Source organism: Acinetobacter sp. UBA3132 (genome assembly GCF_002364825.1).
Taxonomy (GTDB): Bacteria; Pseudomonadota; Gammaproteobacteria; order Pseudomonadales; family Moraxellaceae; genus Acinetobacter; species Acinetobacter schindleri.
In genome coordinates this window covers 1-25417 of sequence record NZ_DEZM01000012.1, presented here as the reverse complement: position 1 = coordinate 25417, position 25417 = coordinate 1, and the positions used below count along the sequence as shown (strand labels likewise).

Genomic DNA, 25417 nt, shown 5'->3' with positions numbered 1-25417 from the left:
GCCCGGTTTTTTAGATTCAAGGCATCTTATTTTTCAACGAACGCACGTTCAATTACATAATCGCCTAGAACACCCATACGTGGAGATTCTTTCAGACCGTGTTGGTCAAGAAGGGCAGCAACGTCATCAAGGAAGGCTGGGCTACCGCATAGCATTGCGCGGTCAGTTTCAGGGTTAAAACGTGGCAGACCGATTTTTTCAAACAGTTCACCAGTTTCAATTGCTGTCGTTACACGGCCTTGGTTTGGATATTCCTCACGAGTAACGGTTGGGTAGTAAATCAGTTTTTCTTTTGCGCCCAACTCAGAGAAGAATTCATGATTTGGTACTTCATTCAGGATTAAATCTTGATAAGCCAGTTCTGAAATGAAACGCGTACCGTGAACCACGATGATTTTTTCAAAACGCTCATAAGTTTCAGGATCACGAATAGTCGACAGGAAAGGTGCGAGACCAGTACCTGAAGACAATAAGTACAGATTCTTACCAGGATTCAGGTCATCCAGAACCAGTGTACCTGTCGGTTTTTTAGAAACCAGGATTTCATCGCCAACTTTTACTTTTTGCAGAATAGAAGTCAGTGGACCATCTGGAACTTTAATCGAGAAGAATTCCAGTTCTTCTTCATAGTTTGCACTTGCAATTGAATATGCACGCATTAAAGGCTTACCATTGACCTCAAGGCCGATCATCACAAACTGACCGTTTTTAAAACGTAATGCAGTATCACGAGTCGTTTTAAAAGAGAATAATGTGTCATTCCAATGGTGGACGTGAGTAATCTTTTCGACGTTAAAAGCAGCCATTAAAGGTCTCAATAAGTTATCAAATTAGAACAGGTTGCTATTCTAAACCAAATTCATTCTCGATAAACTGAATATATTTAATTGAGCTTATCAAAAAAAGTGATGATGACTGAACTGACTATACCTGTAATCGGTATAATGAAATCTCCCTATAAAGAAAAATTTGGTATTCCACGTCAACCTAATCTGGTGGAAGTAGAATCCTATATTGAAATGCAGGCGCCTTATAATGATCTGCTGGCTTTTGAGGGAATTGAGGAGTTTAGCCATTTATGGCTGCTCTGGCAGTTCCATGACAATAAAAATCAGGAAAACAGCAAGTTTCATCCACAGGTACGCCCACCACGTTTAGGTGGCAACCAGAAAATAGGGGTGTTCGCGACACGTAGTATGTATCGTCCTTCGCCGATTGGTTTATCCGTGGTCAAGCTGAAAGAAGTGAAAAAAGTTGGCAAAACAGTCCGTGTTTATGTGACGGGCAGTGATCTTTTAGATGGTACTCCGATTGTCGATATTAAACCTTATATTCGTTATTCTGATGCTGTGATGGAAGCGCAGAGCGGTTATGCTCAGGAGGAGCCACAACGTAAAACCGTTATTTGGAGTGATGAAGCAGAGCAGCAAAAGCAGCAATTGCTAGAAAATGGAAAAATTTCTGTACAGACCATTCAGGAACTTGAACAGGTTTTATCCCTTGATCCACGTCCAGCCTATCAGGAGGATCCGGAGCGAATTTATGGTATGCACTTTGCAGATTTCAATATCAAATTTATTGTAAATGAAACTTCTGTCCTGATTGTAGAGATTGAATGATGGCTAAAGGGCTAGGGTATTTATACTTTCTGCTCAAATCATTCTAAAGTTTTAGCGTCCACCACAAAATTCCGATCAAAACTGCCATATGTAGAATCTGTACAGGGACAAAATACATCGCATATTTGAATCCACCTGACAGGCCGGAATTTACAGATTTTGCTAAAGCATGGGCTGCAAGGCCTATGAGCAGGGCCTGAATTAGCCGGGTATTGCTCGGGTCACCCTGAATGACCACGCTGGCCATGGCTGCATGAATCTCGAATAGTGAAGCCAGCAGGGTCCCTGCCAGCAAGCCAGCATCGCCGAGTAAGAGTTCCAGCCCATAAATTGCAGCCTGAATCAGCGTCAAGGTGACTGCAATGATGACCGCTTCTTTCAGGCTAAACATCCGGCTATCTTCTTCTTTTTCACAATTTTCTGGCGGTTTGGCTTTACGCAGCAATAGAAATGCACAGCCAGCCAGAATGGCCATTGCCACTAGGGAAGGAAGCAAAATAATTTTAAGCCAGCTAAAAGATACGCCTCCGACCACAATGAACAGCAGTACTAAAGTCGAGATACAGGACATGAGTGCGGCACCCGCATTAGATCGGGCATCCATCTCACCTTTACGAACCTGTAGGCCCAATTGGGCTACTGTAGCTGTGCTGGAAACAAAACCAGAGGCAATGGAAGAAAGCATCAGGGCATTTTTTGTAGAAAGTAAGCGTTTGGCAATATGCGCTAGCGCCTGTACCACCAAAATTAAAGTTAAGAGTTTCAGAATCAGGTAGGGATTAAGCACCTTGCCCCATAGCGGTGTATCGGGTGTCAAAGGTAAACCAATCAAGACCAATGCCAGTAACAGTAAACCATCCCGGAATTCAGCTTCAGTAATCCATTTTCCAGCAATATTATGCATGGAATGTTTGGCCATCAGAATGACGGTAATGAGTACTGCAAGTCCGGCAGCCAGCGGAATATTCCACAGACAGATTGCCCCAATAAAATAGGCCATCACAAAAGCAAGTTCGGTGGTAATTCCAGGATCATCCGGCTGATTTCGGATAGAGGAAATGACCATGCCACCAATAATCAGTGCACCCACCAGGCCAGTGATTATTCCGAATAAAAAACAGATAGCTCCCAACAGGGCGCAGATAGCAAAAGAACGTAAGCCGGCAAAGCTTGGCTGTTGCTCCCGCTGTTTATGCCGTTCTCGTTCCAGGCCTATCAATAAGCCACAGCCCAATGCTGAAGTCAGGATAGTGAGCAGTTCCTGAAAGGAGCTGTCATTCATGGGCACTGCGCTAAAATCCATATCCGGCCTCAGCTATGAATAAGTAATTATTTTCAAAGGTATCTCTAAAATATAGGCCATAAGCTAGAGGATGAACAAGAGAGAAATGTGAGAGATAAGATAGGTGAAAAGATTGGTAACGCTAAAGATTGGCACCAGCTAGCAGAAACAGCCAGAAGACACAGCAGGAGAATGCGAAAAATAGCAAAAACTTGTTATAGTGAAGGCATGTTTAGGGGCCTATAACAATGAAATTTGACTTTGAAATTGATACCGCGTGGTGTCTGGAGCAACTTTTTAAAGACGGTAAGATCAGTGATAGAGACCGTATGCTGGTACAGACGACGCATCGTCAGCGTGAACAGCTGAAATGGCATCCTTTACAGTGGATTGCCAATTTTAATCTGGTCGACCGCTCTCATCCCCAAAGTACACTTACCCTAAACCGTTTATGTCAGTGGCTGTCAGAAAAAACAAATCTGCCATTTTATATTATTGATCCTTTAAAAGCCGATGTTCAGGCACTTACCGCAGTAATGTCGCAGGAATACGCACTCCGTAACCGTATTCTCGCCGTTGAAATCCAGCCAGACAAAATCCTGATTGCTACCGATCAGCCTTATAAAATGGAATGGGTGTCGAATCTACAGCAGAATGTTAGCCCGCGCCGTATTGAACGGGTGCTACTGAATCCGGAACAGTTGCAGCGATATATTGTCGAATATTATCAGGTTAGTCGTGCTGTCAGTGGATCACAAAAATCCTCGGCTTATGACCGTGAAAATAAGGGTGTAGAAGCACTTTTACAGCTCGGTGATTCGCAAAATCCAGATGCCAATGACCAGCATATTGTTAAACTGGTGGACTGGGTATTACAGTTTGCCTTTGAACAGGGTGCCAGTGATATTCATATGGAACCACGCAAAGATACCGGGAAAATCCGTTTCCGTATTGATGGCGTGCTGCATACCATTTATAAAATGCCAGCCAATACGCTTACTGCAGTGATTTCACGTATTAAAATTCTGGGCCGGATGAATGTGGCAGAAAAGCGCAAGCCACAGGATGGCCGTCTAAAAACCCGTACGCCTAAAGGGCAGGAAACGGAACTGCGTTTATCGACCTTACCCACCGCTTTTGGTGAAAAACTGGTAATGCGTATTTTCGATCCGGAAGTATTGGTACGCAGCTTCCAGCAACTGGGTTTTGAAGGGCATTTGCTGAATGAATGGAACACGCTGACCAGTCATAGTCATGGCATCATTCTGGTGACTGGACCTACAGGCTCGGGTAAAACGACTACGCTGTATTCAACTTTAAAGCAGCTGGCGACCGAAGAGGTCAATGTCTGTACCATTGAAGATCCGATCGAGATGCTGGAGCCAAGCTTTAACCAGATGCAGGTGAATACCGGAATTGATCTGGGTTTTGCCGATGGTGTACGGGCATTAATGCGTCAGGATCCAGATATCATCATGGTCGGTGAGATTCGTGATCAGGATACTGCCAATATGGCAATTCAGGCTGCCTTGACAGGTCACCTGGTTTTATCCACGTTACATACCAATGACGCACCGTCGAGTTTAACCCGTCTGCATGATCTGGGGGTACAACCGTTCCTGACTGCTGCAACGATTCTCGGTGTATTGGCTCAGCGTCTGGTGCGTAAGTTGTGTCCACACTGCAAAGCAGAAGGCTTTATGGATGAGCAGGAATGGCAGCATTTAGCAGCAGATTATCCATTGGCCCGTCCAGAATTTGTGTTCCGTCCAGTAGGTTGTGAGGAGTGTCGTCATACGGGTTATAAAGGGCGTATAGGGATCTATGAGTTTATGCCACTGAGTTTGGCAACCAAACAGCTGATTGGCGCAGATGCCAACTTGAACCAGTTACGTGCTCAGGCGAAAAAAGAAGGTGTAGAGCCACTTAGAATTGCGGGTGCACGAAAAGTCATTGAAGGTGTCACCACGCTAGAGGAAGTACTACATGTAGTGCCACTGAATTAATTTTTAAAACCCATTTTTGAAAATAAAGTTTTCTTAAGATTCAATTCATCTTCAGCTGTTTTAATAGCTTCATCGAAACAAGACAGCCTAAAAGGTACTGAATATGAAAAATATGACCAAAGCATTTGTAGCAGTGGCACTTATTGGTTCAGCAACAACTGCGACTATGGCAGAAAGTACAGTAAACCAAAGCGCGTTTGCCAAAACCGTAACTGTAAAACAAGCACTCACCATGAAAGATGACAGCAAGGTACAAATCAAAGGTCATGTGGTGAAATCAGTAGGCGACGAAAAATATCAGTTCCGTGACAACACAGGCAGCATCAATGTCGAAATTGATGATGAGTTATGGCAAGGCAAACCGATTTCTGCCAAAACATCAGTAACCATTATTGGTGAAGTAGATATCGATTACAAACCCGCGAAACGTGTTGAAATTGATGTTGATGAAGTGCGTTTCAATTAAGGCATTGGCGATAGCCTAATGACCTGACTAGAGAAAACCACATGCAATATTACAAAAAGCATGTGGTTTTTTTTATTTAAAATTCATGATTATATGTTGAAAATAAGGGGGATTCAGCATGCGTATTCTTTTGGCGGAAGATGATACCTCACAGGCAGAAAGTATTCAGACCTGGCTGGAAATGGATGGCTATGTAATTGACTGGGTTGAGCGTGGGGACCATGCCATTCTGGCGCTTGAACAGCATCAGTATGACTGTGTTTTACTGGATCGTGGTTTACCGCGAGCCAGTGGGGATCAGATTCTGACGACGCTACGTAAACTGCAGAAAGATACGCCAGTTATTTTTATTACTGCTCGAGACAGTATTGATGACCGGGTAGAAGGACTTGATTTAGGTGCCAATGATTATCTGGTCAAACCTTTTAGCCTGGAAGAATTGTCTGCACGAATTCGTGCCCAGATCCGCTTGCAGCAAAAAAATCTGAGCCATGTGCTGACCTGGGAAGATCTGCAGCTGGATATACAGGCTAAAACTCTGACTAAAGCAGGTGAAGTGGTGAACTTAACGGCCAAAGAGTTTCAGATTTTGCATAAATTGATGCAAAAGCCAGAGCATGTAGTGACCCGGGAACAGCTGGAAGAATCCCTCTATGCCTGGGGGGATGAAATTGAGAGTAATGCCATCGAGGTTTTTATTTATCAACTACGCAAGAAAATTGGCAGTCAGATGATCAAGACCATACGTGGGCTGGGTTATCGTATGCATAAAGCTGAAGGGTAGATCAATCATGGCTCAGGTGATTTCACTGCAACACAAGCTGATCAAGAATGCCATGTATAGTTCCATTCTGGCGGGCTGTCTGGCCTGGTTGTTATTGCTGGGCATTTCTGGCTATCAGTCTATGCAAATTCATGATGAACTGATGGAAGATATTGCGGAACTGTTACTTGGCGATGTGACTCAGTCCCAAGGTCACAATGTAGATGATATCAGTGAAGAGTTTGAGATCCAGTATCGACTTTGGCTGGATCGGGACCAGCTAACCACTTCCGAAAAGAACAATCTGTTGCAACATCAGTTACGTTATCAATCAGGCCTACATTTTTATTTTGAAGATGGACAGTTATTACGAACTTTGATAGCTGAAGATAATGGACTTAAAGTTCAGGTCATACAGCCAGTATCTATACGCTTTGAACAGATCTGGAATAGTATTTTAGGTTTTGGTTTAATCCTTCTAATATTATGGCTAGTGAAATGGTTGTTACTACATCTATTGATTAAACGTCAGTTAAAGCCACTTAACCGGATTTCACAGGATATTGCCTCCAAGTCCGCCCAGGATCTAAGTCCGGTTCAATCGCCCGAACCGCAAATTGCTGAGCTACAACCGATTGTCAGTCAGTTAAACCGGATGTTGGCTCGGGTAGAGCAGTCCCTAAGTGCAGAACAGCGCTTTACTGCAGATGCTTCGCATGAACTACGCTCACCCTTATCAGCGATTCAAATGCGCCTGCAGGTGTTAAAACGCAAATATCAGACTCATGAGACATTGTCTCAGGATCTGGCGCAGATTCAAAAAGATGTCAGTCGCGGTACTCAGGTTCTGGAAAACCTCTTGCTGCTGGCTCGACTGGACCCTGAACAAAATCATAACCTGCCACAACAAAAGTTAGATTTGCCTGAGCTTATTCAGGATGCTTTAAAAACACTCACGCCGTTCATAGAAGAGAAACAGCTGGACCTAAAACTTGAGCTAAATCATGCTGATATTTCAGGGAATGCCGAACTCATTTTCAGTTGCGTGCGAAACCTGATCGACAATGCCATCAAATATACGCCGTCTGCGGGTACAATTCTGATCCAGTGCCAGCATCAGGCGGATAAAACAGAAGTGGTGATTGAAAATTCAGGAGAGGGAATTTCTGAGGAAACTTTACAGCGACTGGGTGAGCGTTTTTATCGCGCTTTGGGCACTAAAACGCAAGGATCAGGCCTGGGATTATCTATCTGCCAGAAAATCATGCAATTGCATCATGGTGATATTCAATTTATGGCTTCTGATCTTGGCGGGTTAAAAGTCGTATTGCGCTTTTAGATCTAGAATCATGAAACAGACCAAATAAGAAAAGAAGCAGTACGCGCTGATTCATACTGCTGATGACCACGTTTATTATTGTGTGAGTTATTTTATTTATTTAGTGAGAATGAGACGATTATTTCGGGTCAAGCGTAGGCGGTATTCTTCACCGGCATGCATGATGCGAATTTCACGTCCGAGAGCAAACAGGTTATTTGAATGCAGCATTGGTAATGCATGATGAGCGTCATTGTTACGTGTAAACAGGCTAAAAGGTGCGTTCATTCCATAGACTCCGTGGTATGTGCTTGGATTGATTTAAATGATAATCATTATCGAATAGAGCTGTCAACGCCTAAATTTTTCAATTCCTAAAAAATCCGCTATCACTTACAATTTGTAATATTTCCAGCCAGTTTATCTTCGTATGTCTAAAGCAAATATTCATGTCGCGATTGCCTTGTTATTTCACCAAAATCAGGTTCTGGTTGGCTGGCGGGAAGCGAAACAGCATCAGGGAAATAAACATGAATTCCCTGGCGGCAAAGTAGAAGAAGGTGAAACACCGCTGCAATCCTGCCGTCGTGAGATCCAGGAAGAAGTCGGTATTGATATCGAGCTTTGGCATCCTTTCGATTTTATTCGTCATGAATATGAAGATGTGATTGTGCATCTGCATTTATTCCATGCCAGTGTAGCTGAAGCACAGTTAGCCCAGATTCAGCAACCCTGGAAGTGGTATAGCCGCGAGCAGTTACAGCAGCTGAATTTTCCGAAAGCCAATGCGGTGATTTTAAAAAAACTGTTATGGCCACAGATGATTAAAATCAGCAGTGATCTGGCAGATCTGCATCAGCTCGACAAAGCGCAAATGCTGTATTGGCGAGTTGACGCCAACGCAGAACAGGCCGAGAAATTGGCAACCCTGCCGTTAGAAAAATTATCCCAATTGATTATTAATCATGACTTATATCTGCTGCTGGATGAACAACAGCAACAGAGTATTCAGACTTTACATCTTAAACAGGCACAGCTGAATCAACTAAGTACCAGTGATCTGGTTATAGGGAAACGCTATATTGCGGCGTGTCATGATCATGCGTCCACACAACGGGCAGAACAGCTGGGCTGTGAAGCAATTTTTCTGAGTCCTGTGCTTCCAACAGCGACTCATACAGAAGTAGAGCCACTGGGATGGATTGCCTTTGAGCAGATTGCCAAACAGATTCAGATTCCTGTGTATGCACTTGGTGGAATGAACAAAGATGATTTGAGTCTGGCTCAATCCCATCATGCCTACGGGATCGCAGGCATTCGCGGGATATAAGTAAGTTAATTACTAAAAGTAATTATAGCTTAAAGAGCGCTTAATGCCTTCTGTGCTTTTTGAATGGTTTGTGGATTTTTCTGCAGCTGACCAGCTTTAAGAATTACCTGCCAGAGCTGCTTTTTCATAGCATTACTTTGGGCATAGCTAAGGCCGCGCTGCGCAAACGCTTGCGCATTGGCGGGTTTATTCTTGCGGTTCGCCAGCATCCCTAAATACAGATAGGTTTCAGGAGACTGTGGTGCCATTCGCTGTGCCTGGGTAACATAGGCTTCAGCCTGATCAAACTTTTGTGCTTTATACGCTGTCTGAGTCTGCTGCATCAATTTCTTGAAAGCAGGTAACTGACGGCCATCATCAAACTGCTGTGGTTTAGGTTTCTGCTGCGGCACGACCACTTTTTGACGTTTGATTTCAGGATGATCATAAGGCGTAATCACTACGCCATCAGATTTCTGCACCCGTGGCTTTTCAGGTGCAGGCTTGGCTGGAGCAGATGGTTCCTGCTGTATGGACTGACAGCCGACTAAAGCAACTAAAATTGAACCAATCAGGATTTTTTGAAACATATATCTCACTCAATTAGGGTGAATAACTACCGCTTGAGATGATACGTGTATCTTGTAAAGAATCACGTTGGTTTTCCGTTTCAGTTTCTTCAATCCAGATCCCAATTTCATCGCTTGGATCGTCAGAACCTTGAGGTTCTTCTGAATCAATCGTATGTGGGGCAGGGGCATAATGCGATGCGCCACAAGCAGTAGCCTGATTTGGCATGCTGTGACGAGTCAGTGGAATATACATGGCACCTTCACAGCCTTGAGCAGACAAATGACCTGTCGCGCGATCGACCCATTGCCATTGTACCTCACCTGGTTGATGCAGATTTACCGGCTTCTGGCGTAGCTGCTTCATGACACTGGTCCATACCGGTAGCGCACCAGATGATCCGGTCAAACCAGTAATCTTATTGTCATCCAGACCTAACCAGACCACAGCTAGGTAATTACCAGAATAGCCTGCGAACCATGAGTCACGGGTATCATTGGTCGTCCCTGATTTGCCAGCCAGACCAAGATTACGTGGCAGGGTACTATAAGCAGATTGACCGGTACCGCTGCTCATGACCTGCTGTAAACCATTGTTCAGGATATAGGCATAAGCCGGATCAATGGTTGGCTGAACCGTCAGGCCATAGCGATCGACCAGACGACCATTGGCATCCACCACGGAACGAATGGCTTTGACCGGATATTTAAAACCGCCAGTTGCAAAATTGCCATACAGACTCATCACTTCCATAGGTGACATATCTACCGCACCCAGATAAATGGAAGGGTAGGACGGAATATCAGAAGTCACACCAAATTTCTTCAGGTGATTGATAAAGGTTGACATACCGAATTCCTGCGCCAAACGTACCGCGGACAGGTTATAGGAATTTGCCAGTGCTTGAGACATTGGAACCACACCATGCGGGCGGCCACTATAGTTCTTGGGTGTCCAGGTCTTGCCATCAGTTTTAATACTTAGCTCGCTGTCTTCGATCGGGCTCCCCCAATGGTAACGGTTTGATTCAATTGCGGTCAGGTAAATCACAGGTTTTAATAACGAACCCACCTGACGCTTGGCATCCAAGGCACGGTTAAAGCCGGTAAAGTCCTGGGTCGAACCAACTGCAGCAACCAGTTCACCATTTTCTGGATGAGTGACCAGCACCGCACCTTGCAAATCTTTTAAACGTTTCGGATTTGATCTGCTTAAGTTCGCTACTGTATTTTTGAAGCTTTGCTGAATACGGGTCTGTGCCAATGGATCCAACGTGGTAAAGATGCGTAGGCCCTGATTAGTAATATCACCTTCCTGATATTCGGTACGCAGCTGACGACGCACAATATCCAAGAAGTCAGGAAAACGTGCTGGACCCAGGGTTGGTTTTGTAATGACATTGAGAGGGCGTGCCTTCTCGGTTTCATATTGCTCTTGGGTCAGATAACCCATAACCAGCATATTGTTCAGCACAATATCACGACGTCTTTTCGCCGTTTCAGGGTTACGCCATGGATTGTAGAGGGAAGGACCTTGTACCAGACCAACTAGAAATGCCTGTTGGGAAATATTTAATTCGCGCAACGGCAGACCAAAATAGAATTGGGAAGCCAGACCGTAACCATTAATAGAATAATTACCATTCTGGCCCAGATTCACTTCATTTAAATAGGCTTCAAGGATTTCATCCTTGTCATAATGCAATTCAATCAACATCGCCATAAAGGCTTCATTGACTTTACGTTTTAACGTACGCTCTGGACTTAAATAGAAGTTTTTGACCAGCTGCTGGGTTAAAGTCGAGCCACCCTGACGTTTACCGCCGGTAATATTGCTGACCACTGCACGTGCAATCCCGCGTGGAGATACACCATGATGGTGGTAGAAATTACGGTCTTCGGTGGCGATCAGTGCTTCAATCAAAGATTTAGGTACTTTATTCAGCTTGATCAGTACCCGGTCTTCATTATGTTGGGGGTAAATCCCGCCAATTAATAAAGGTTCCAAACGGGCAATTCCGGACGTGGAGGGCTTGGTGGCACTTACGTCATTAATCTGTTCACCATTGAAGCTGACTTTTAAAATCTGCTCAGGCTCAACCCGGTCACCAAAGTCAAAACCACGGGTATGTACATATAAAGTATTACCAGAAGTCACATAACTTCCGGACTTGGTATAGCTTTCAGCACTCTTATATCCAAGCAGTTTGAGCTCTTCCTGAAGATCCTGTTGGCTGACAGGTGCATTGACATAGATTTCCATCGGACGTGCGAAGACTTTCGCAGGAATGTCCCAGCGCTGGCCTTCAAATTTGTCACGTACAATATTATCTAGACGAATCAGATAGATACTAAAGGCAACAAAAGCTGAAATGACCAAAACGGAAAAGATTAAGGCAATAAACCCCAAACCACGTTCATACTTCATAAATGATGATAAGCGTCTGTAAAATTCTGCTAATCATGCGAAGCTTTTAGGGAATTTGCAATATTTAAAGAGAAATTGGTTAAAAAATATCAATTAAAAAATACACTTAGTCTGCATAATATTATTTCTAACTTGCTCTACTTATACATAAAAACCAGGGAAAATTGTCAACGAGCCAGAGCTTAATGCTATTATAGGAGCGATTCGTAGCGGAGCGACGAGACTGGTGCTAATTTCACATAAGACATTCCGAAATATCGGGTTAGTAGGACGTCCTGATAAATCTTCAGTAGTTGAAACCTTATGTCTTATTCATGATCATTTGTTGAACGTGGGCCTGCATCCAGTGTTTGATGCAGATACCGCTGCGCTGGTACCTTATGAAAATACCCAGACAGTAAGCCGCGCCTTGCTTGGTGAGGTGGTCGATCTGGTCATTGTGGTTGGTGGTGATGGTTCATTGCTGCATGCTGCCCGGGCACTGGTCAAATATAATATTCCTGTCATCGGTGTGAACCGTGGCCGCTTGGGCTTCCTGACGGATATCAAGCCGACAGAAGTCATTTTTAAGCTGGATCAGGTCCTTAAAGGTGAATTCCAGCTTGAGCGACGTTTCCTGTTAGAACTGGAAATCCGGTCTAAAGGCGAAATTATCCATGATGCGATTGCCCTGAATGATGTCGTACTTCATTCTGGTAAATCCGTGCACATGATCGACTTTGAGCTGAATATTGATGGACAATATGTTTATCGTCAGCATAGTGATGGTCTGATCGTGTCGACACCAACAGGCTCAACTGCCTATGCACTTTCTGGTGGTGGGCCAATTGTACATCCAAGTATGGATGCGATTGTGCTGGTACCCATGCATCCGCATACCCTGTCATCCCGACCGATTGTGGTTGGAGGACATAGTGAGATTAAGCTGGTGATCCGTAAAAATCGCGTGATGCCGATGGTCAGCGCAGATGGACAGCACAGCATTTCTTTGAATGTGGGAGATACGGTTCATATTCGTAAACACCCATTTAAACTGCAACTTTTACATCCACCGGGTTATGATTTCTATATGGCGTGTCGGACCAAGCTCGGCTGGAACCAAGACTTTGATTATCAGAATCGGGATTAAATCATGAATATTGAACAAATGCTCTCTATGCTCAATCCTGAGATTGTAGACCGACTGCGTACTGCGATTGAAATTGGTAAATGGCCGAACGGTGTGGCATTGACGGAAGAGCAGCGTCAGACGTGTATGCAAGCCGTGTATGCCTGGGAAATTAAACATCTGCCTGAAACTGAACGTAGTGGTTATATCGACCGCGGTACCAAAGAAGAAGGTGAAGAATGTGATGATGATCATCACAAGAATGAACCGGAATTCAGACCCATTCGTTTCGTTTAATTGAAACCAAAAAGACCACAAACGTGGTCTTTTTAATGTCTGAAATAAATGATTTTGTTCAAACCGAAAGACGAGTATTCCAGAGTTCTTTAGCTTTCTGCATCGCTGCTTCATAGCTCTCACATTTGCCCATGGTATATAGCGCAATACCGATAGTTTCAACCACTGCGGTTTCGCCATACTCATGCGAACGTTGACCATCCCAGACTTCTTTAAATACAGCCAGATTCAGCTCTTCTTCAATCGGACTGCGATTGTCCGTCAGTTTAGGCAGTTCGTGTTCATACAGTTCGCCATTCTTGATACCACAAATTAAGGTTTTGGCATCAGGGTTACGTTCAAACTCGCCACCTTCACCTTTAATCACAGCACTATTTTGATAACCGAGCTGAAAAGCAGCGCGCTGGTGTGAACCACGATAAGCCGGATGGAAAATGGCCTGTAAAGTCGCTTTGGCATTGAATGGATTAATCAGGCGCGCCAATGTATGAATAGGAGAACGTAAACCCATAACATTTCGCAGTCCGATCAGCTCAGCCAGGATAGGTGAAATCACATCTAAAGGCAGATAAGCAAAATGTCTTTCTTGCAGCTGCTGTTCGACTTCAACCTCACTGTGGCAAATAGAATAGCCTAGGTATTCTAATACTTGCTCAGTATAAACCCGATTCAAAGTATGCCCAGCTGCACCATGCATGACAATATTATAGCCATGCTTGGCCAAGGTGAGGGCAGACAGGATAAACCATGGATAATGCTTGCGCTTGCCAGCATAAGATGACCAGTCCAAGTCTACATCCAGATCTTTAAAATTAAGCTGATCCCGGGTTGCCTGAACAAAACCTGCCAGTTCTTCGACGGATTCTTCTTTTACTCGTAGTAGCATCAGGAAGGCACCTAGCTGCACATCCAGCACCTCATTTTTCAGGATCATACTAAAAGCTTGATAGGCTTCATCATAACTGAGCGAGCGTGCACCATTCTTTCCTTTACCAATAATACGAATAAACTGGGCAAAAGGATGTTCAGCATCTTTATAAATATTTCGCTTTGTGGTCATAGGGATAGATCAATCATGTTTATCAAGTATTGGCATATTTTACGCTGATATTGGTATTTCACCTTCTTATTTTGCAGAAGAATTATGGTTTTATAAGACTATAGTCTAAGGAATATTGATTATTATTTAGACAAATTTAACATTTTGGGTTAAACAAAAGTCTAAAAAGCGGTTAAAATTTCTCTTGATTTTTTGTGTTTGCTTCATCTCCTGATCAATGCACTAACTTCTGCTGAAGAGCGGTGTTCCTGTAATTGTTAAACGTACATACACAATCTATTTTCGGTATCAGATTAATTTCTTGATACGTAAGCACTTTTTTGTTTAAGGCAATGAAGTATTGGATGCTTATTTTCTTAAATAAGTGAAAACTGAATATTGCTTCTTGTTAGAAGTATATTGTGAACTAAGGTCATGGCTAAAAAACCTATTTATAAGTCACTTTATTTTCAAGTGATTGTTGCCATTATTGCCGGTATCCTCGTGGGTCACTTCTCACCAAGCGGTACGCAAATTATCAATGGTGCTGAACAATATGTTCCTGGTTTGGGCGAACAGCTGAAACCATTGGGTGATGGCTTTATCCGCCTGATCAAAATGATTATCGCACCAGTAATTTTCTGTACGGTAGTGAGTGGTATTGCAGGTATGGAAAGCATGAAATCTGTCGGCAAGACAGGTGGTATTGCTTTACTATACTTTGAAATCGTGTCGACGATTGCCTTGGTGATCGGTCTGCTTGTGATCAATATTGCCAAACCTGGTGTTGGTATGAACGTTGATCCAGCAACTCTGGATACGGAAGGTATCTCGAAATATGTTGCATCAGGTGAGTCTCAATCGACCATCGATTTCTTCATGAATATCATTCCAAATACGGTAGTGGGTGCATTTGCTGAAGGGGAAATCCTTCAGGTACTGCTATTTGCTCTCCTGTTTGGTTTTGCCCTGCATCAGCTGGGTGATAATGGTAAGCCAGTACTGAAGTTCATTGACCAGATTTCACATGTATTCTTTAACATCGTGAACATGATCATGAAACTTGCACCTATCGGTGCGTTCGGTGCCATGGCATTTACGATCGGTAAATATGGTATCGGTACACTGGCGCAGCTGGGTCAATTGATTCTGTGCTTCTATATCACCTGTATCCTGTTTATTTTCATTATTCTTGGTTCGATTGCACGTTTTACCGGCTTTAGTATCATGAAAATGATCCGTCTGATCCGCGAAGAATTGCTGATTGTACTGGGTACTTCATCCTCTGAATCTGTATTGCCGCGTATGCTGAAAAAGCTGGAACTGGCAGGTGCAGAAAAATCAGTAGTCGGTCTGGTCATTCCAACAGGTTATTCTTTCAACCTGGACGGGACTTCTATTTACCTGACTATGGCGGCAGTCTTCATCGCTCAGGCGACCAATACCCAGCTAGATCTATCTCATCAGATTACCTTGCTTCTTGTGCTATTGATTTCATCTAAAGGTGCAGCAGGTGTAACAGGTTCTGGCTTTATCGTAATGGCTGCAACCCTGTCTGCAGTAGGTCATATCCCGGTAGCGGGCTTGGCACTGATTTTGGGTATCGACCGTTTCATGTCTGAAGCACGTGCTTTGACTAACCTGATCGGCAACTCATTGGCGACTCTGGTTGTTGCAAAATGGGTCGGTCAGCTTGACAAAGAAAAACTGGATTATGCATTAAACAATCCGGCAGAAATTGATGAATTAATGCAGCAAGAAGGCGTTAAATCTCACTGATTTCAGTCTGTTTAAAAAAAGGAAGCTTCGGCTTCCTTTTTTTAAATTTTTATTAAAATAAATTGACTGTAAAGTTTGAAAAAAAATCATATTAGCGCATGACACTGACCTTAAAAATCGCTAGCCTGTCTGTGGAAATATAATGATAAACACCACAAGGATAGAACAATGCTGGCATATGATGCAGACCTGGAATTATTCCGCGATAACTTTAAACGCTTTATGGGCGAACAGATTGCACCGCACTATGAGCAATGGGAACGTGAGGGCAAGATTCCACGTTCAGTCTGGAATGCGCTGGGTGAAAATGGCTTTCTTTGTGTGGATGTTCCAGAAGAATATGGTGGCTATGGTGTGCCAACCCATTACTCCTTAATGCTGCTTGAAGAGTCGGCACGTGCAGGGTTTAGTGCACTCTCTATTGGTTTGTCATGCCACTCGGATATTGCTGCACCCTATATCCTGCATATCGCCACTGAAGAACAGAAAAAATACTGGCTGCCTAAAATGGTGACTGGTGAGGTGGTCGGTGCCATCGGTATGACTGAACCAGGTGCCGGTTCTGACTTGCAGGCAATTCGAACCAGTGCCATTTTGCAGGACGACCATTATCTGTTAAATGGTTCCAAAACTTTTATTTCGAATGGTCAGCATGCCGATCTGGTGGTGCTGGCTGTAAAAACCGATCCACAGGCACGTGCCAAAGGTGTTTCACTGCTTTTAGTAGATACTCATCTGGAAGGTTTCAAGAAAGGCACCAATCTGGACAAGATTGGCCTGCACTCACAAGATACCTCTGAGCTGTTCTTTGATAATGTCAAAGTGCCAAAAGATCAGTTACTCGGTCAACCAGGCCAAGGCTTTTCATACCTGATGCAAGAACTGCCACGTGAGCGCACTGCGATTGCGGCTACGGCTTTGGGCGCGATTCGTGGTTCAATTGATATCACCACGACCTATGTCAAAGAACGTCAAGCCTTTGGCCAGGCAGTGGGCCAATTCCAGAACACTCGCTTTGTGCTGGCACAGGCCAAGATTGATGAACTGGCAACAGCGGCGTTTTATAACCAGAATGTTGATTTGTATATGCAGGGTAAGCTGAATGTTGAAACTGCAGCAGCCTTAAAAAGTTTTTCAACTGACATGCAGATGAAAATTGCGGATAATTTGCTACAGCTGTTTGGTGGCTATGGCTATATGACTGAATATCCGATTTCCCGTTTCTTTGTCGATGCGCGTATCCAAAGGATTTATGGTGGTACGAACGAGATCATGAAAGAAATCGTGGCACGTAGCCTATTAGGTCGATAAAAGTATTTCATTCGCTATAAAGTAAAAGTGAGCCTATAAGGGCTCATTTTTATGTAAGGGAGCAAATGACATTTTTCATATTTTAAGACCTTAATACTTCTAGGCACTCATCAATAAACACAGGTAAATCGTCTGGTGCACGTGAAGAGATCAACTGGTTATTATCATTGACCAGTTCTGCATCATAATAACGACCGCCTGCATCTTGCAGCCAGTGCGCATGGTCACGAATACTGGTAATAATCCGGTCCTTCAGCACGTCAGCTGCACCGAGTAATAATGAAGCATCGCAGATGCTAAAGATGGTTTTATTGGCTGCATTAAATTCCTGAATCAACTTTAGAACGACAGCATCTGAAGTGAAGGTCAGGGGAGATTCTCCACCTGGAATTAGTAATGCGTCAAAATCATCGACACAGATCTGGTCAATACTTTCATCTATAGTCACTGAAGCTGTATGTTTCTGACCATATATGATCTTTCCAGCTTCATGGTCAATATTGCAGATACTGTGACTGGCAGCACGAAAGGCTTCTACAGGTTCAAAATATTCCTGATCATCAAAGTTATGAGTGACGAGCACAGCTATTCTTTTTGGCATGTATTTGCTCCTGTCTAAGTTTTGAACAGACTAGCGGGATAAGGTTTAAAAATCGTCCCTGCTTTGTAAATAAATACATTTTAAATGTAAAAAGCTCTGTTAAAACAAGTAAAAAAAGCATATGTGCAGGAGGTTGAGCGGTAATTTTAAAATGAACTATTGATCATCTAGCAACGTCTTTCTATTGCTGAATTTTAAGTCTTTGCATGATTTTTCTTATGGTTAAAATCGTTATATAGATTAAGAAATAATGATAATTCATCCATCCTAAAATCAGTTAAGATGCAAACGCAAACTTTACAATTTGATAATGTAACTTTTGCTGAATACGCTGTGGAAAATGTTACTAAACATTGCAGATGCGATGAGTGATTAGGCAACGCATAAATAACTGACTTTTAAAAGACAAAGTCATATTGCGTAACATTTGAAAGCTTACTATTGTTATACTGAAACAGTTACGGTTTATGAAGGGCGACATAACAATGATCAACGACGATCAAAACACTACGACTTCTCTTGATTTGGCTAAGATTCGTGAAGATATCGATTCAGTTGATCAGCAAATCCAGCAATTGATTAATCGCCGTGCGCGTTTGGCAGAAGCTGTAGCAAAAGCAAAGTTTGCTTCAGAAGAGAATCCACTGTTTTACCGTCCTGAACGTGAAGCGCAGGTTTTGCGTAATGTTATGGAACGTAATGAGGGGCCACTGTCTGATACCACCATGGCACGTCTGTTCCGTGAAATCATGTCGGCATGTTTAGCGCTCGAAGCACCACAAAGTATTGCTTTCCTGGGGCCTGTGGGTACCTATACGCATTCAGCAGTATTGAAACATTTTGGGCATGATGCTGTAGTACGTCCATTGCCAACCATTGATGAAGTGTTCCGTGAAGTGGAAGCGGGAAGTGCGCATTATGGTCTGGTACCAGTTGAAAACTCGTCTGAAGGTGTGGTGAACCATACTTTAGACTGTTTCAAAACTTCGCATCTCAATGTGATTGGTGAAGTGGAATTGCCAATTCATCACCAGTTCCTGATCTCTGAAAATACCCGTAAAGACAGTATCAAGCAGATTTATGCGCATCAGCAGACTTTGGCACAATGCCGTAAATGGTTAGATGCCCATTATCCAGGTGTTGAGCGTGTCGCACTCAGTTCAAATGCTGAAGCAGCGCGCCGTATTCAGAATGAATGGCATTCTGCTGCAATTGCTTCAGAAATTGCTGCGAACATCTATAATCTTGAGATCATGCACAGCAATATCGAGGACAATCCGGAAAACACCACACGTTTCCTGGTGATTGGTCGCGAGAAAGTGCCACAAAGCGGTAATGACAAAACTTCACTGCTGGTGTCAGCGCATGACCGCGCCGGTGCATTGCTTGAGATCCTTGCACCATTTGCCAAGCACAACATTAGTCTAACAAGTATTGAAACTCGTCCTGCACTTCCTGAAAAATGGGCTTATGTGTTCTTTATCGATCTGGAAGGTCATATTGATCAGGAACATGTTAAAGCTGCGATTGAAGAAATTCGCCCATTGGTGAAAGAAGTTCGCGTATTGGGTTCATATCCTCAAGCTGTACTTTAAGTCAGCCATTTGTGGTCAGTGCGAGGGTGCTGACCACTGTTTCACACGTAAATCGGAATTATAAAATGTCGTTCGTGCCAGCCAATCAAGGCATCTCAAAGTTAAAGCCATACCAGCCAGGTAAGCCAATCAGTGAACTTGAACGTGAGTTAGGGATCACTGATATTGTGAAACTTGCTTCAAATGAAAACCCGTTGGGCTGTTCAGATAAAGTCAAAGAAGCAGTGGCTGCGGAACTGGCGGAAATTGGCCGTTATCCAGATGGTGGTGGTTTTATCCTGAAAGACCAGATCAAAGCACAATTTGGTTTTAATCATGACCAGATTACTTTGGGCAACGGTTCAAACGACTTACTGGAAATGTTTGCCCGCGCATTCGTTTCTTCAAGCGATTCTGTGATTTACAGCCAGCATGCATTTGCAGTATATGCTCTGGTAACTCAAGCGATCCATGCTGAAGCGATTGAAGTACCAGCAAAAGGCTTCTCGCATGATCTTGAGGCGATGGCGGCTGCAATTAAAGACAACACTAAGTTAATCTTCATTGCCAATCCAAATAATCCGACAGGCACCTGGTTTGAAGAAGCTGAATTTGAAGCGTTCATGCAGAAAGTGCCTGCAAACGTGATCGTAGTGCTGGATGAAGCGTATGTGGAGTATTTCCCGGAAAACTTCAATAGCTTGAAATTCTTGAAGCAGTATCCTAACCTGATTGTCAGCCGTACTTTGTCTAAGTGTTATGGTCTGGCTGCACTGCGTGTTGGTTTTGCATTGGCATCGGTTGAAGTAACTGACTATTTAAATCGTATCCGTCAACCATTTAACGTGAACCATTTAGCGATGGTGGCTGCAGTTGCTGCACTGAAAGATGAAGCCTTCATCGAGAAATCTCGTGAAGTGAACAAGGCAGGTATGGCTCAACTGGAAGCGGGTTTTAAAGCTCTAGGTCTAAACTATGTGCCTTCACGTGCCAACTTCATTTTAGTCGATGTTCAAGCAGATCCTGCTGAAACCTTTAATGGTTTATTAAAGCAAGGTGTGATTGTGCGTCCGGTGGGTATTGCTAACCACTTGCGCGTATCGATTGGTACCGAAGCTGAAAATGCCAAATTCCTTGCTGCACTAGGCAAAGTACTTGGCTTAGAGGCAAAAGCTTAAGTTATGTCGCAGCCACTGTTTGAAAAAGTTGCCTTTATTGGACTTGGACTGATTGGTTCAAGTCTGGCACGTGTGATTAAGGCTGAACATTTAGCCAATGACATCGTGGCATCGACCCGCTCGCAAAAAACGCTGGAAGATGCCAAAGCCTTGGGATTAATTTCCGAAGGTTATGCAGATCCTGTAGAAGCTGTCAAAGGTGCAGACCTCATCGTCCTGGCGTTACCCGTACGTGCTACGCAAAAAGTACTGGAAACGATTCAGCCTTATCTGGCTGAAGGTACCATTATTACCGATGTGGGTAGCACAAAGGGGAATGTGGTAGATGCAGCCAAGGCTGTGTTTGGTGATGCATTACCTACAGGTTTTGTACCGGGTCATCCGATTGCCGGTGCAGAACATACGGGTGTGCATGCTGGTAAAGTTGATCTGTTTGCCAATCATAAGGTGATTTTGACGCCGTTGCCAACCAGTGCAGCGTGGGCAGTCGATAAACTGATTCAACTGTGGCAGGCGGCAAAAGCGGAAGTGATTTGTATGGATGTGGAAAAGCACGATGAAGTGCTGGCGCATACCAGTCATCTTCCGCATCTGATGGCCTTTAACCTGGTCGAACAACTGGCCAAGCGTGAAGACAATTTAGATATTTTTCGTTATGCTGCGGGCGGCTTTCGGGACTTTTCCCGAATTGCAGCCAGTGATCCACAAATGTGGCATGACATCTTTTTTGCCAACAAAAAAGCAATTCTGAATGCTGTAGATGGCTTTGAGGCTCAGCTGGAAATTATCCGCAAGCTGATTGAAGACGAAGATTCCCAAGCATTGATGGGCTTACTGGGACATGCGCAGGCAGCTCGCCAGCATTTCAACCATATGCTCGCCAAGAAACCTTTCATGGAGAAAAATCAAGTGACACAACAATTTACCATTCAGCCGGGTGCCAAGAAATTCCAGGGCAAATTTACCGTGCCAGGTGACAAATCTGTGTCACACCGTTCCATCATGTTTGGTGCTATCGCTGAAGGTACAACGCATGTGACCGGTTTCCTTGAAGGGGAAGATGCTTTAGCGACTCTGCAAGCTTTCCGTGATATGGGCGTGAGCATTGAGGGTCCTAAAAATGGTGAAGTGACGATTCATGGTGTGGGGATGCACGGCCTTAAAGCACCACAGTCTGCGCTGTATATGGGCAACTCAGGTACATCAATGCGTTTGCTGTCCGGTATGTTGGCTGCACAAAAATTTGATTCAGTGATGACGGGTGATGCTTCACTGTCCAAGCGTCCAATGGAGCGTATTGCCAAGCCTTTGCGTGAAATGGGTGCACAGATTCAAACCACAGGTGAACGTGGTACCCCGCCGGTATCTATTACAGGCAATCAAAACCTGAAAGGAATCCAGTACGACTTGCCAATGGCATCGGCACAGGTGAAATCAGGGATTCTACTGGCAGGTCTTTGGGCTGAAGGTGAAACTTCGGTGACTGAGCCTGAACCAACACGTGACCATACTGAACGTATGCTGCGTGCCTTTGGTTATGAAGTGAAAACTGAAGGTAACCGGATTTCACTGCAAGGTGGCGGAAAATTGGTCGGTACCAATATCCAAGTCCCATCAGACATTTCATCTGCTGCTTTCTTTATGGTTGGTGCCGCGATTACTGAAAACTCGGATGTGACCTTAGAAGCTGTAGGTATTAACCCGACCCGTACCGGTGTGATCGAAATCCTGAAACAGATGGGTGCGGACATTACGGTTGAAAACGAACGTATTGCAGGTGGTGAGCCGATTGCAGACATTCGCATTCGTGGTACTCGTACCTTAAAAGGTATTCATATGCCTGAAGATCAGGTGCCATTGGCAATTGATGAATTCCCGGCATTGTTTATTGCAGCGGCATGTGCGGAAGGTCAAACGATCCTGACGGGTGCGGCTGAACTGCGTGTCAAAGAATCGGATCGTATTCAAGTTATGGCAGATGGCCTAAAAACCATGGGCATCAACTGCACGCCGACTGATGATGGCATCATCATCGAAGGTAAAGGCAAGGCAGGTGACTGGTCACCAATCTTTACCGGTGGTGAAATTGAATCGCATCATGATCACCGTATCGCAATGAGTTTCTCGATTGCAGGTCTGCGTAACTCAGGTGAAATCAAGATTGTCGGGACTGAAACAGTCGCCACCAGCTTCCCAACCTTTACTGAACTGACGTCTCAGGCTGGTCTGGCGATTGAAGTGACAGAATAATCCTTAAATTTATGTGAAACAGCCAAGCTTTTGCTTGGCTGTTTTGTTTATATTGGCTTATGCTAAACCCATACAAGAAAAAAGCCATTTGGATGTAGCGATGCGAAAATTAAAATTTATTGCCAATACTCAAAGCCAACAGCAATTACAGGATAGTCGTGAGACCCAAGAGTATGTCGCGCAATTTCTTGCTGATGAACTCGGAAAATATGGCTTTCAAACCCTGCCACAAAGTGGTGGACAGGTTGCTGTTGCAGTAGATGAACACGCATTGCCACTTTCGGTGAGTTGTGAAAGTCGTGACAGTGAAGGGCATTTTGTCTGTGAGATTGTATCTTATCCAGATGAAGAACAAGACTGGCTGGATCGGATTACCGAACAAAGCCTCCTTAATCAACTGGCACAGGCCGTAGAAGCTTCACTCAAGGAGCAAGAAAGCTTTAGTGAATTCGAATGGAAAAATTAAAAAAAGCGGCCATTGAGCCGCTTTTTTTAATTATGGAATTTTTTACAGCATTAAAAAGCGCGTAATCGCAATACGCAACTGTTTGAGGTAACCAGTAAAGAAATGATTGGCACCTGGTAAAATGGTCAACAAATGACGCTGTGGTTTAGCCCATTCAATCAGATCCGACAACAGGGTTACATCATCGTCTTCACCATGCAGGAACAGAATGTCACCTTTAATATGCGGTGTTACGTAGTGGCGTAAACCTGCTACGGTGGCGGTTGGTAAACCGCATAAAACCGTCTGTTTAGGCTGTAATTCTATAGGTAGCGTGGCATAGCTTTTGGCCATGACATGTGCACCGAAACTAAAGCCACCTGCATAGAATGGCAAGCCAATATGTTGAGTACGAGCGAATTTAATCACTTCAAGTACATCATCAGTTTCACCATAGCCTTCGTCGTGTATTCCATCACTTTGACCAGAACCACGGAAACTTGGACGATAGACAACACAACCACGCTCTAAAAACATTTGTGCCAGCAATACTGGAACTTTATGTTGTGGTGTACCGCCTTGCAATGGATGGGGGTGACAAACAACCGCGAATCCTTTCACTTCACCCTGAGGATAATCCACAAAAACTTCAATTTGTCCCACAGGACCCTGAAGGAAAATTTGCTCGGACATAGGAAAATCGATAAATCAGGGGAGAAAGGCGTATTTTAACGATTGTATTAAGTAAAAACATGAATTGGAATTAAAATAACTCGACTGATATAGTTTGATTAATCACTTTTTAACCAGGTTGGCTATGCTCGTATTAATTTCCCCTGCAAAGACCCTCGACTACGAATCATCGTTACCAACAGATCAGCATACGCAAGCAAGATTGCTGGAACATTCCCAGGAATTGATAGAAGTTGCCAGCAAGTTGTCAGCAACAGAAATTTCCAGCCTGATGTCGGTAAGTGAAAAAATTGCCAATCTTAATGTTGAGCGTTTCCGTGACTGGCAGCCAGAGTTTGATCTGTCAAATGCACGACAGGCGATTTTTGCCTTTAAGGGCGATGTTTATACAGGTCTGGATGCCTATAATCTAAAAGATCATGATATTAGCTATGCCCAAGAACATCTGCGTATGCTGTCCGGCTTATATGGTTTGTTACGTCCATTGGATCTGATGATGCCATATCGATTAGAGATGGGAACAAAACTTGCCAATTCTCGTGGTCATAACCTGTATGAATTCTGGGGACATACCATTACTGAGCTGATCAATTATGATCTTGCAGCGGCGAATTCAGAACTTTTGGTGAATATTGCTTCTGATGAATACTATAAATCTGTGAAGGAAAATAAAATCCAGGCAGAAATCATCAAGCCTGTGTTTCTGGATCAGAAAAATGGCAAATATAAAGTGATTAGCTTTTATGCCAAGAAAGCACGTGGCCTGATGGCACGCTTTATTATTGAAAACCAGATTGATCGCGTAGAGGATCTGAAAGGTTTTAATACTGAGGGGTACTACTTTGATGCAGAGAGTTCTCTTAAAGGTGAGCTGGTGTTCAAGCGTGATGAACAACTCGCTGCTTAGGTAGTCTTATTTAATAAAAAAGATCACCTGTGGGTGATCTTTTTTTTATATATGAATAATTAAGCATTAAAAAGGCGCATAAAATGAACTTTTTCTTTTTACAGATAAGAATTCTGCTACAAAAAAGGAGCATTAATTTTAAAGGATAAAATTTAGTCTATTTCAAAGTAGAACGGCAAATATGGGAGAGTTGGTGGTTAAAACATAAAAGCCTTTATCGATACCATTTGATGATGGGTCAGAACAAATTGATTTAGAAAAATTTATAGATAAGGCTGTAAGAAACTCAATTTTACTCATCTTTTATTTAAAAGAAATTAGAGTTCATTTAAATTAAATATTCACTGGAAATAGATATTTATTTAAGATTTTTATAATTAATTTTAATTATAGGGTTCTTTCATAAATCATTTTTGAATCCCTATAAAGGGAATTCCCTCCTATAAGGAGGCTTGCGGAGCATGCTCCTCAGGGA

23 protein-coding genes are annotated in these 25417 nt (G+C 43.5%); 15 read left to right on the top strand and 8 right to left on the bottom strand.

What is annotated here, in order from left to right; translation table 11 throughout:
- Positions 1–26: 26 nt before the first annotated feature.
- Positions 27–806, bottom strand: a complete 780-nt coding sequence (locus tag B4033_RS00520) for a ferredoxin--NADP reductase (RefSeq protein ID WP_286831090.1) — start codon at positions 804–806, stop codon at positions 27–29.
- 105 nt (positions 807–911) lie between these two features.
- Here B4033_RS00520 and tsaA point away from each other — a divergent pair, with 105 nt between their 5' ends.
- Positions 912–1619 carry a tRNA (N6-threonylcarbamoyladenosine(37)-N6)-methyltransferase TrmO gene (gene tsaA / locus B4033_RS00515; RefSeq protein ID WP_286831096.1) on the top strand — a complete coding sequence of 236 codons (708 nt, stop codon included), beginning with the start codon at positions 912–914 and terminating at the stop codon, positions 1617–1619.
- A 43-nt stretch (positions 1620–1662) separates the two neighbouring features.
- Here tsaA and B4033_RS00510 read toward each other — a convergent pair whose 3' ends face one another.
- A complete protein-coding gene (locus B4033_RS00510) occupies positions 1663–2922 on the bottom strand; it encodes an MgtC/SapB family protein (RefSeq protein ID WP_103799914.1) in 1260 nt (419 codons plus the stop codon).
- Between the two features lie 227 nt (positions 2923–3149).
- Between B4033_RS00510 and B4033_RS00505 the strand changes: the two genes are divergently transcribed.
- The 4 genes from B4033_RS00505 (at position 3150) to B4033_RS00490 (ending at position 7475) form a co-directional block, all read left to right on the top strand.
- Positions 3150–4907 carry a GspE/PulE family protein gene (locus tag B4033_RS00505; protein ID WP_286831087.1) on the top strand — a complete coding sequence of 586 codons (1758 nt, stop codon included), beginning with the start codon at positions 3150–3152 and terminating at the stop codon, positions 4905–4907.
- A gap of 103 nt (positions 4908–5010) precedes the next feature.
- Entirely contained in the window at positions 5011–5373 is a 363-nt protein-coding gene (locus B4033_RS00500; RefSeq protein WP_076753802.1) for a NirD/YgiW/YdeI family stress tolerance protein, read from the top strand.
- A gap of 118 nt (positions 5374–5491) precedes the next feature.
- Positions 5492–6157 carry a response regulator transcription factor gene (locus B4033_RS00495; protein ID WP_071320635.1) on the top strand — a complete coding sequence of 222 codons (666 nt, stop codon included), beginning with the start codon at positions 5492–5494 and terminating at the stop codon, positions 6155–6157.
- 7 nt (positions 6158–6164) lie between these two features.
- Positions 6165–7475 carry a sensor histidine kinase gene (locus B4033_RS00490; protein WP_286831084.1) on the top strand — a complete coding sequence of 437 codons (1311 nt, stop codon included), beginning with the start codon at positions 6165–6167 and terminating at the stop codon, positions 7473–7475.
- Positions 7476–7571: 96 nt separating this feature from the next.
- Here the strand turns inward: B4033_RS00490 and hemP are convergent, their stop codons facing one another.
- A complete protein-coding gene (hemP, locus tag B4033_RS00485) occupies positions 7572–7742 on the bottom strand; it encodes a hemin uptake protein HemP (RefSeq protein WP_004815360.1) in 171 nt (56 codons plus the stop codon).
- A 142-nt stretch (positions 7743–7884) separates the two neighbouring features.
- Between hemP and B4033_RS00480 the strand changes: the two genes are divergently transcribed.
- On the top strand, positions 7885–8784 hold the full coding sequence (locus B4033_RS00480; RefSeq protein ID WP_286831082.1) for an NUDIX domain-containing protein: 900 nt from the start codon (positions 7885–7887) through the stop codon (positions 8782–8784).
- A 29-nt stretch (positions 8785–8813) separates the two neighbouring features.
- Here the strand turns inward: B4033_RS00480 and B4033_RS00475 are convergent, their stop codons facing one another.
- Together B4033_RS00475 and mrcB are read right to left on the bottom strand one after the other, a co-directional pair.
- Positions 8814–9353 (bottom strand): tetratricopeptide repeat protein, encoded by a 540-nt coding sequence (locus tag B4033_RS00475; RefSeq protein WP_048881043.1) that lies wholly within the window; start codon positions 9351–9353, stop codon positions 8814–8816.
- A 13-nt stretch (positions 9354–9366) separates the two neighbouring features.
- Positions 9367–11760 (bottom strand): penicillin-binding protein 1B, encoded by a 2394-nt coding sequence (mrcB, locus tag B4033_RS00470; protein ID WP_004815363.1) that lies wholly within the window; start codon positions 11758–11760, stop codon positions 9367–9369.
- 226 nt (positions 11761–11986) lie between these two features.
- Between mrcB and B4033_RS00465 the strand changes: the two genes are divergently transcribed.
- Both B4033_RS00465 and B4033_RS00460 read left to right on the top strand, forming a co-directional pair.
- Positions 11987–12889 (top strand): NAD(+) kinase, encoded by a 903-nt coding sequence (locus tag B4033_RS00465; RefSeq protein ID WP_004815364.1) that lies wholly within the window; start codon positions 11987–11989, stop codon positions 12887–12889.
- A 3-nt stretch (positions 12890–12892) separates the two neighbouring features.
- Positions 12893–13165 carry a YeaC family protein gene (locus B4033_RS00460; protein ID WP_004815365.1) on the top strand — a complete coding sequence of 91 codons (273 nt, stop codon included), beginning with the start codon at positions 12893–12895 and terminating at the stop codon, positions 13163–13165.
- 58 nt (positions 13166–13223) lie between these two features.
- On the opposite strand, the gene B4033_RS00455 is transcribed toward B4033_RS00460, so the two are convergent.
- A complete protein-coding gene (locus tag B4033_RS00455) occupies positions 13224–14225 on the bottom strand; it encodes a glycosyl transferase family protein (protein ID WP_004815366.1) in 1002 nt (333 codons plus the stop codon).
- 414 nt (positions 14226–14639) lie between these two features.
- Between B4033_RS00455 and B4033_RS00450 the strand changes: the two genes are divergently transcribed.
- Both B4033_RS00450 and B4033_RS00445 read left to right on the top strand, forming a co-directional pair.
- On the top strand, positions 14640–15983 hold the full coding sequence (locus B4033_RS00450) for a dicarboxylate/amino acid:cation symporter (RefSeq protein WP_004892515.1): 1344 nt from the start codon (positions 14640–14642) through the stop codon (positions 15981–15983).
- 168 nt (positions 15984–16151) lie between these two features.
- Entirely contained in the window at positions 16152–17294 is a 1143-nt protein-coding gene (locus tag B4033_RS00445) for an acyl-CoA dehydrogenase family protein (RefSeq protein ID WP_286831076.1), read from the top strand.
- 82 nt (positions 17295–17376) lie between these two features.
- On the opposite strand, the gene B4033_RS00440 is transcribed toward B4033_RS00445, so the two are convergent.
- A complete protein-coding gene (locus B4033_RS00440; protein WP_286831073.1) occupies positions 17377–17895 on the bottom strand; it encodes a DJ-1/PfpI family protein in 519 nt (172 codons plus the stop codon).
- A 485-nt stretch (positions 17896–18380) separates the two neighbouring features.
- On the opposite strand from B4033_RS00440, the gene pheA reads away from it, so the two are divergent.
- The 4 genes from pheA to B4033_RS00420 all read left to right on the top strand — a co-directional run bounded on the left by pheA (position 18381) and on the right by B4033_RS00420 (position 23363).
- Complete coding sequence (pheA, locus tag B4033_RS00435) at positions 18381–19490, top strand: prephenate dehydratase (RefSeq protein WP_004892523.1); 1110 nt, start codon at positions 18381–18383, stop codon at positions 19488–19490.
- A 65-nt stretch (positions 19491–19555) separates the two neighbouring features.
- Positions 19556–20647: a histidinol-phosphate transaminase gene (gene hisC / locus B4033_RS00430; protein ID WP_071320644.1), complete on the top strand. Its 1092-nt coding sequence runs from the start codon at positions 19556–19558 to the stop codon at positions 20645–20647.
- A 3-nt stretch (positions 20648–20650) separates the two neighbouring features.
- Positions 20651–22897, top strand: a complete 2247-nt coding sequence (locus tag B4033_RS00425) for a bifunctional prephenate dehydrogenase/3-phosphoshikimate 1-carboxyvinyltransferase (RefSeq protein WP_286831069.1) — start codon at positions 20651–20653, stop codon at positions 22895–22897.
- A gap of 100 nt (positions 22898–22997) precedes the next feature.
- Positions 22998–23363 carry a hypothetical protein gene (locus B4033_RS00420; RefSeq protein WP_004892531.1) on the top strand — a complete coding sequence of 122 codons (366 nt, stop codon included), beginning with the start codon at positions 22998–23000 and terminating at the stop codon, positions 23361–23363.
- Positions 23364–23405: 42 nt separating this feature from the next.
- Here the strand turns inward: B4033_RS00420 and B4033_RS00415 are convergent, their stop codons facing one another.
- Positions 23406–24035, bottom strand: a complete 630-nt coding sequence (locus tag B4033_RS00415) for an alpha/beta hydrolase (RefSeq protein ID WP_273798779.1) — start codon at positions 24033–24035, stop codon at positions 23406–23408.
- A gap of 124 nt (positions 24036–24159) precedes the next feature.
- Here B4033_RS00415 and yaaA point away from each other — a divergent pair, with 124 nt between their 5' ends.
- Positions 24160–24942 carry a peroxide stress protein YaaA gene (gene yaaA / locus B4033_RS00410; RefSeq protein WP_076753795.1) on the top strand — a complete coding sequence of 261 codons (783 nt, stop codon included), beginning with the start codon at positions 24160–24162 and terminating at the stop codon, positions 24940–24942.
- Positions 24943–25417: the final 475 nt, after the last annotated feature.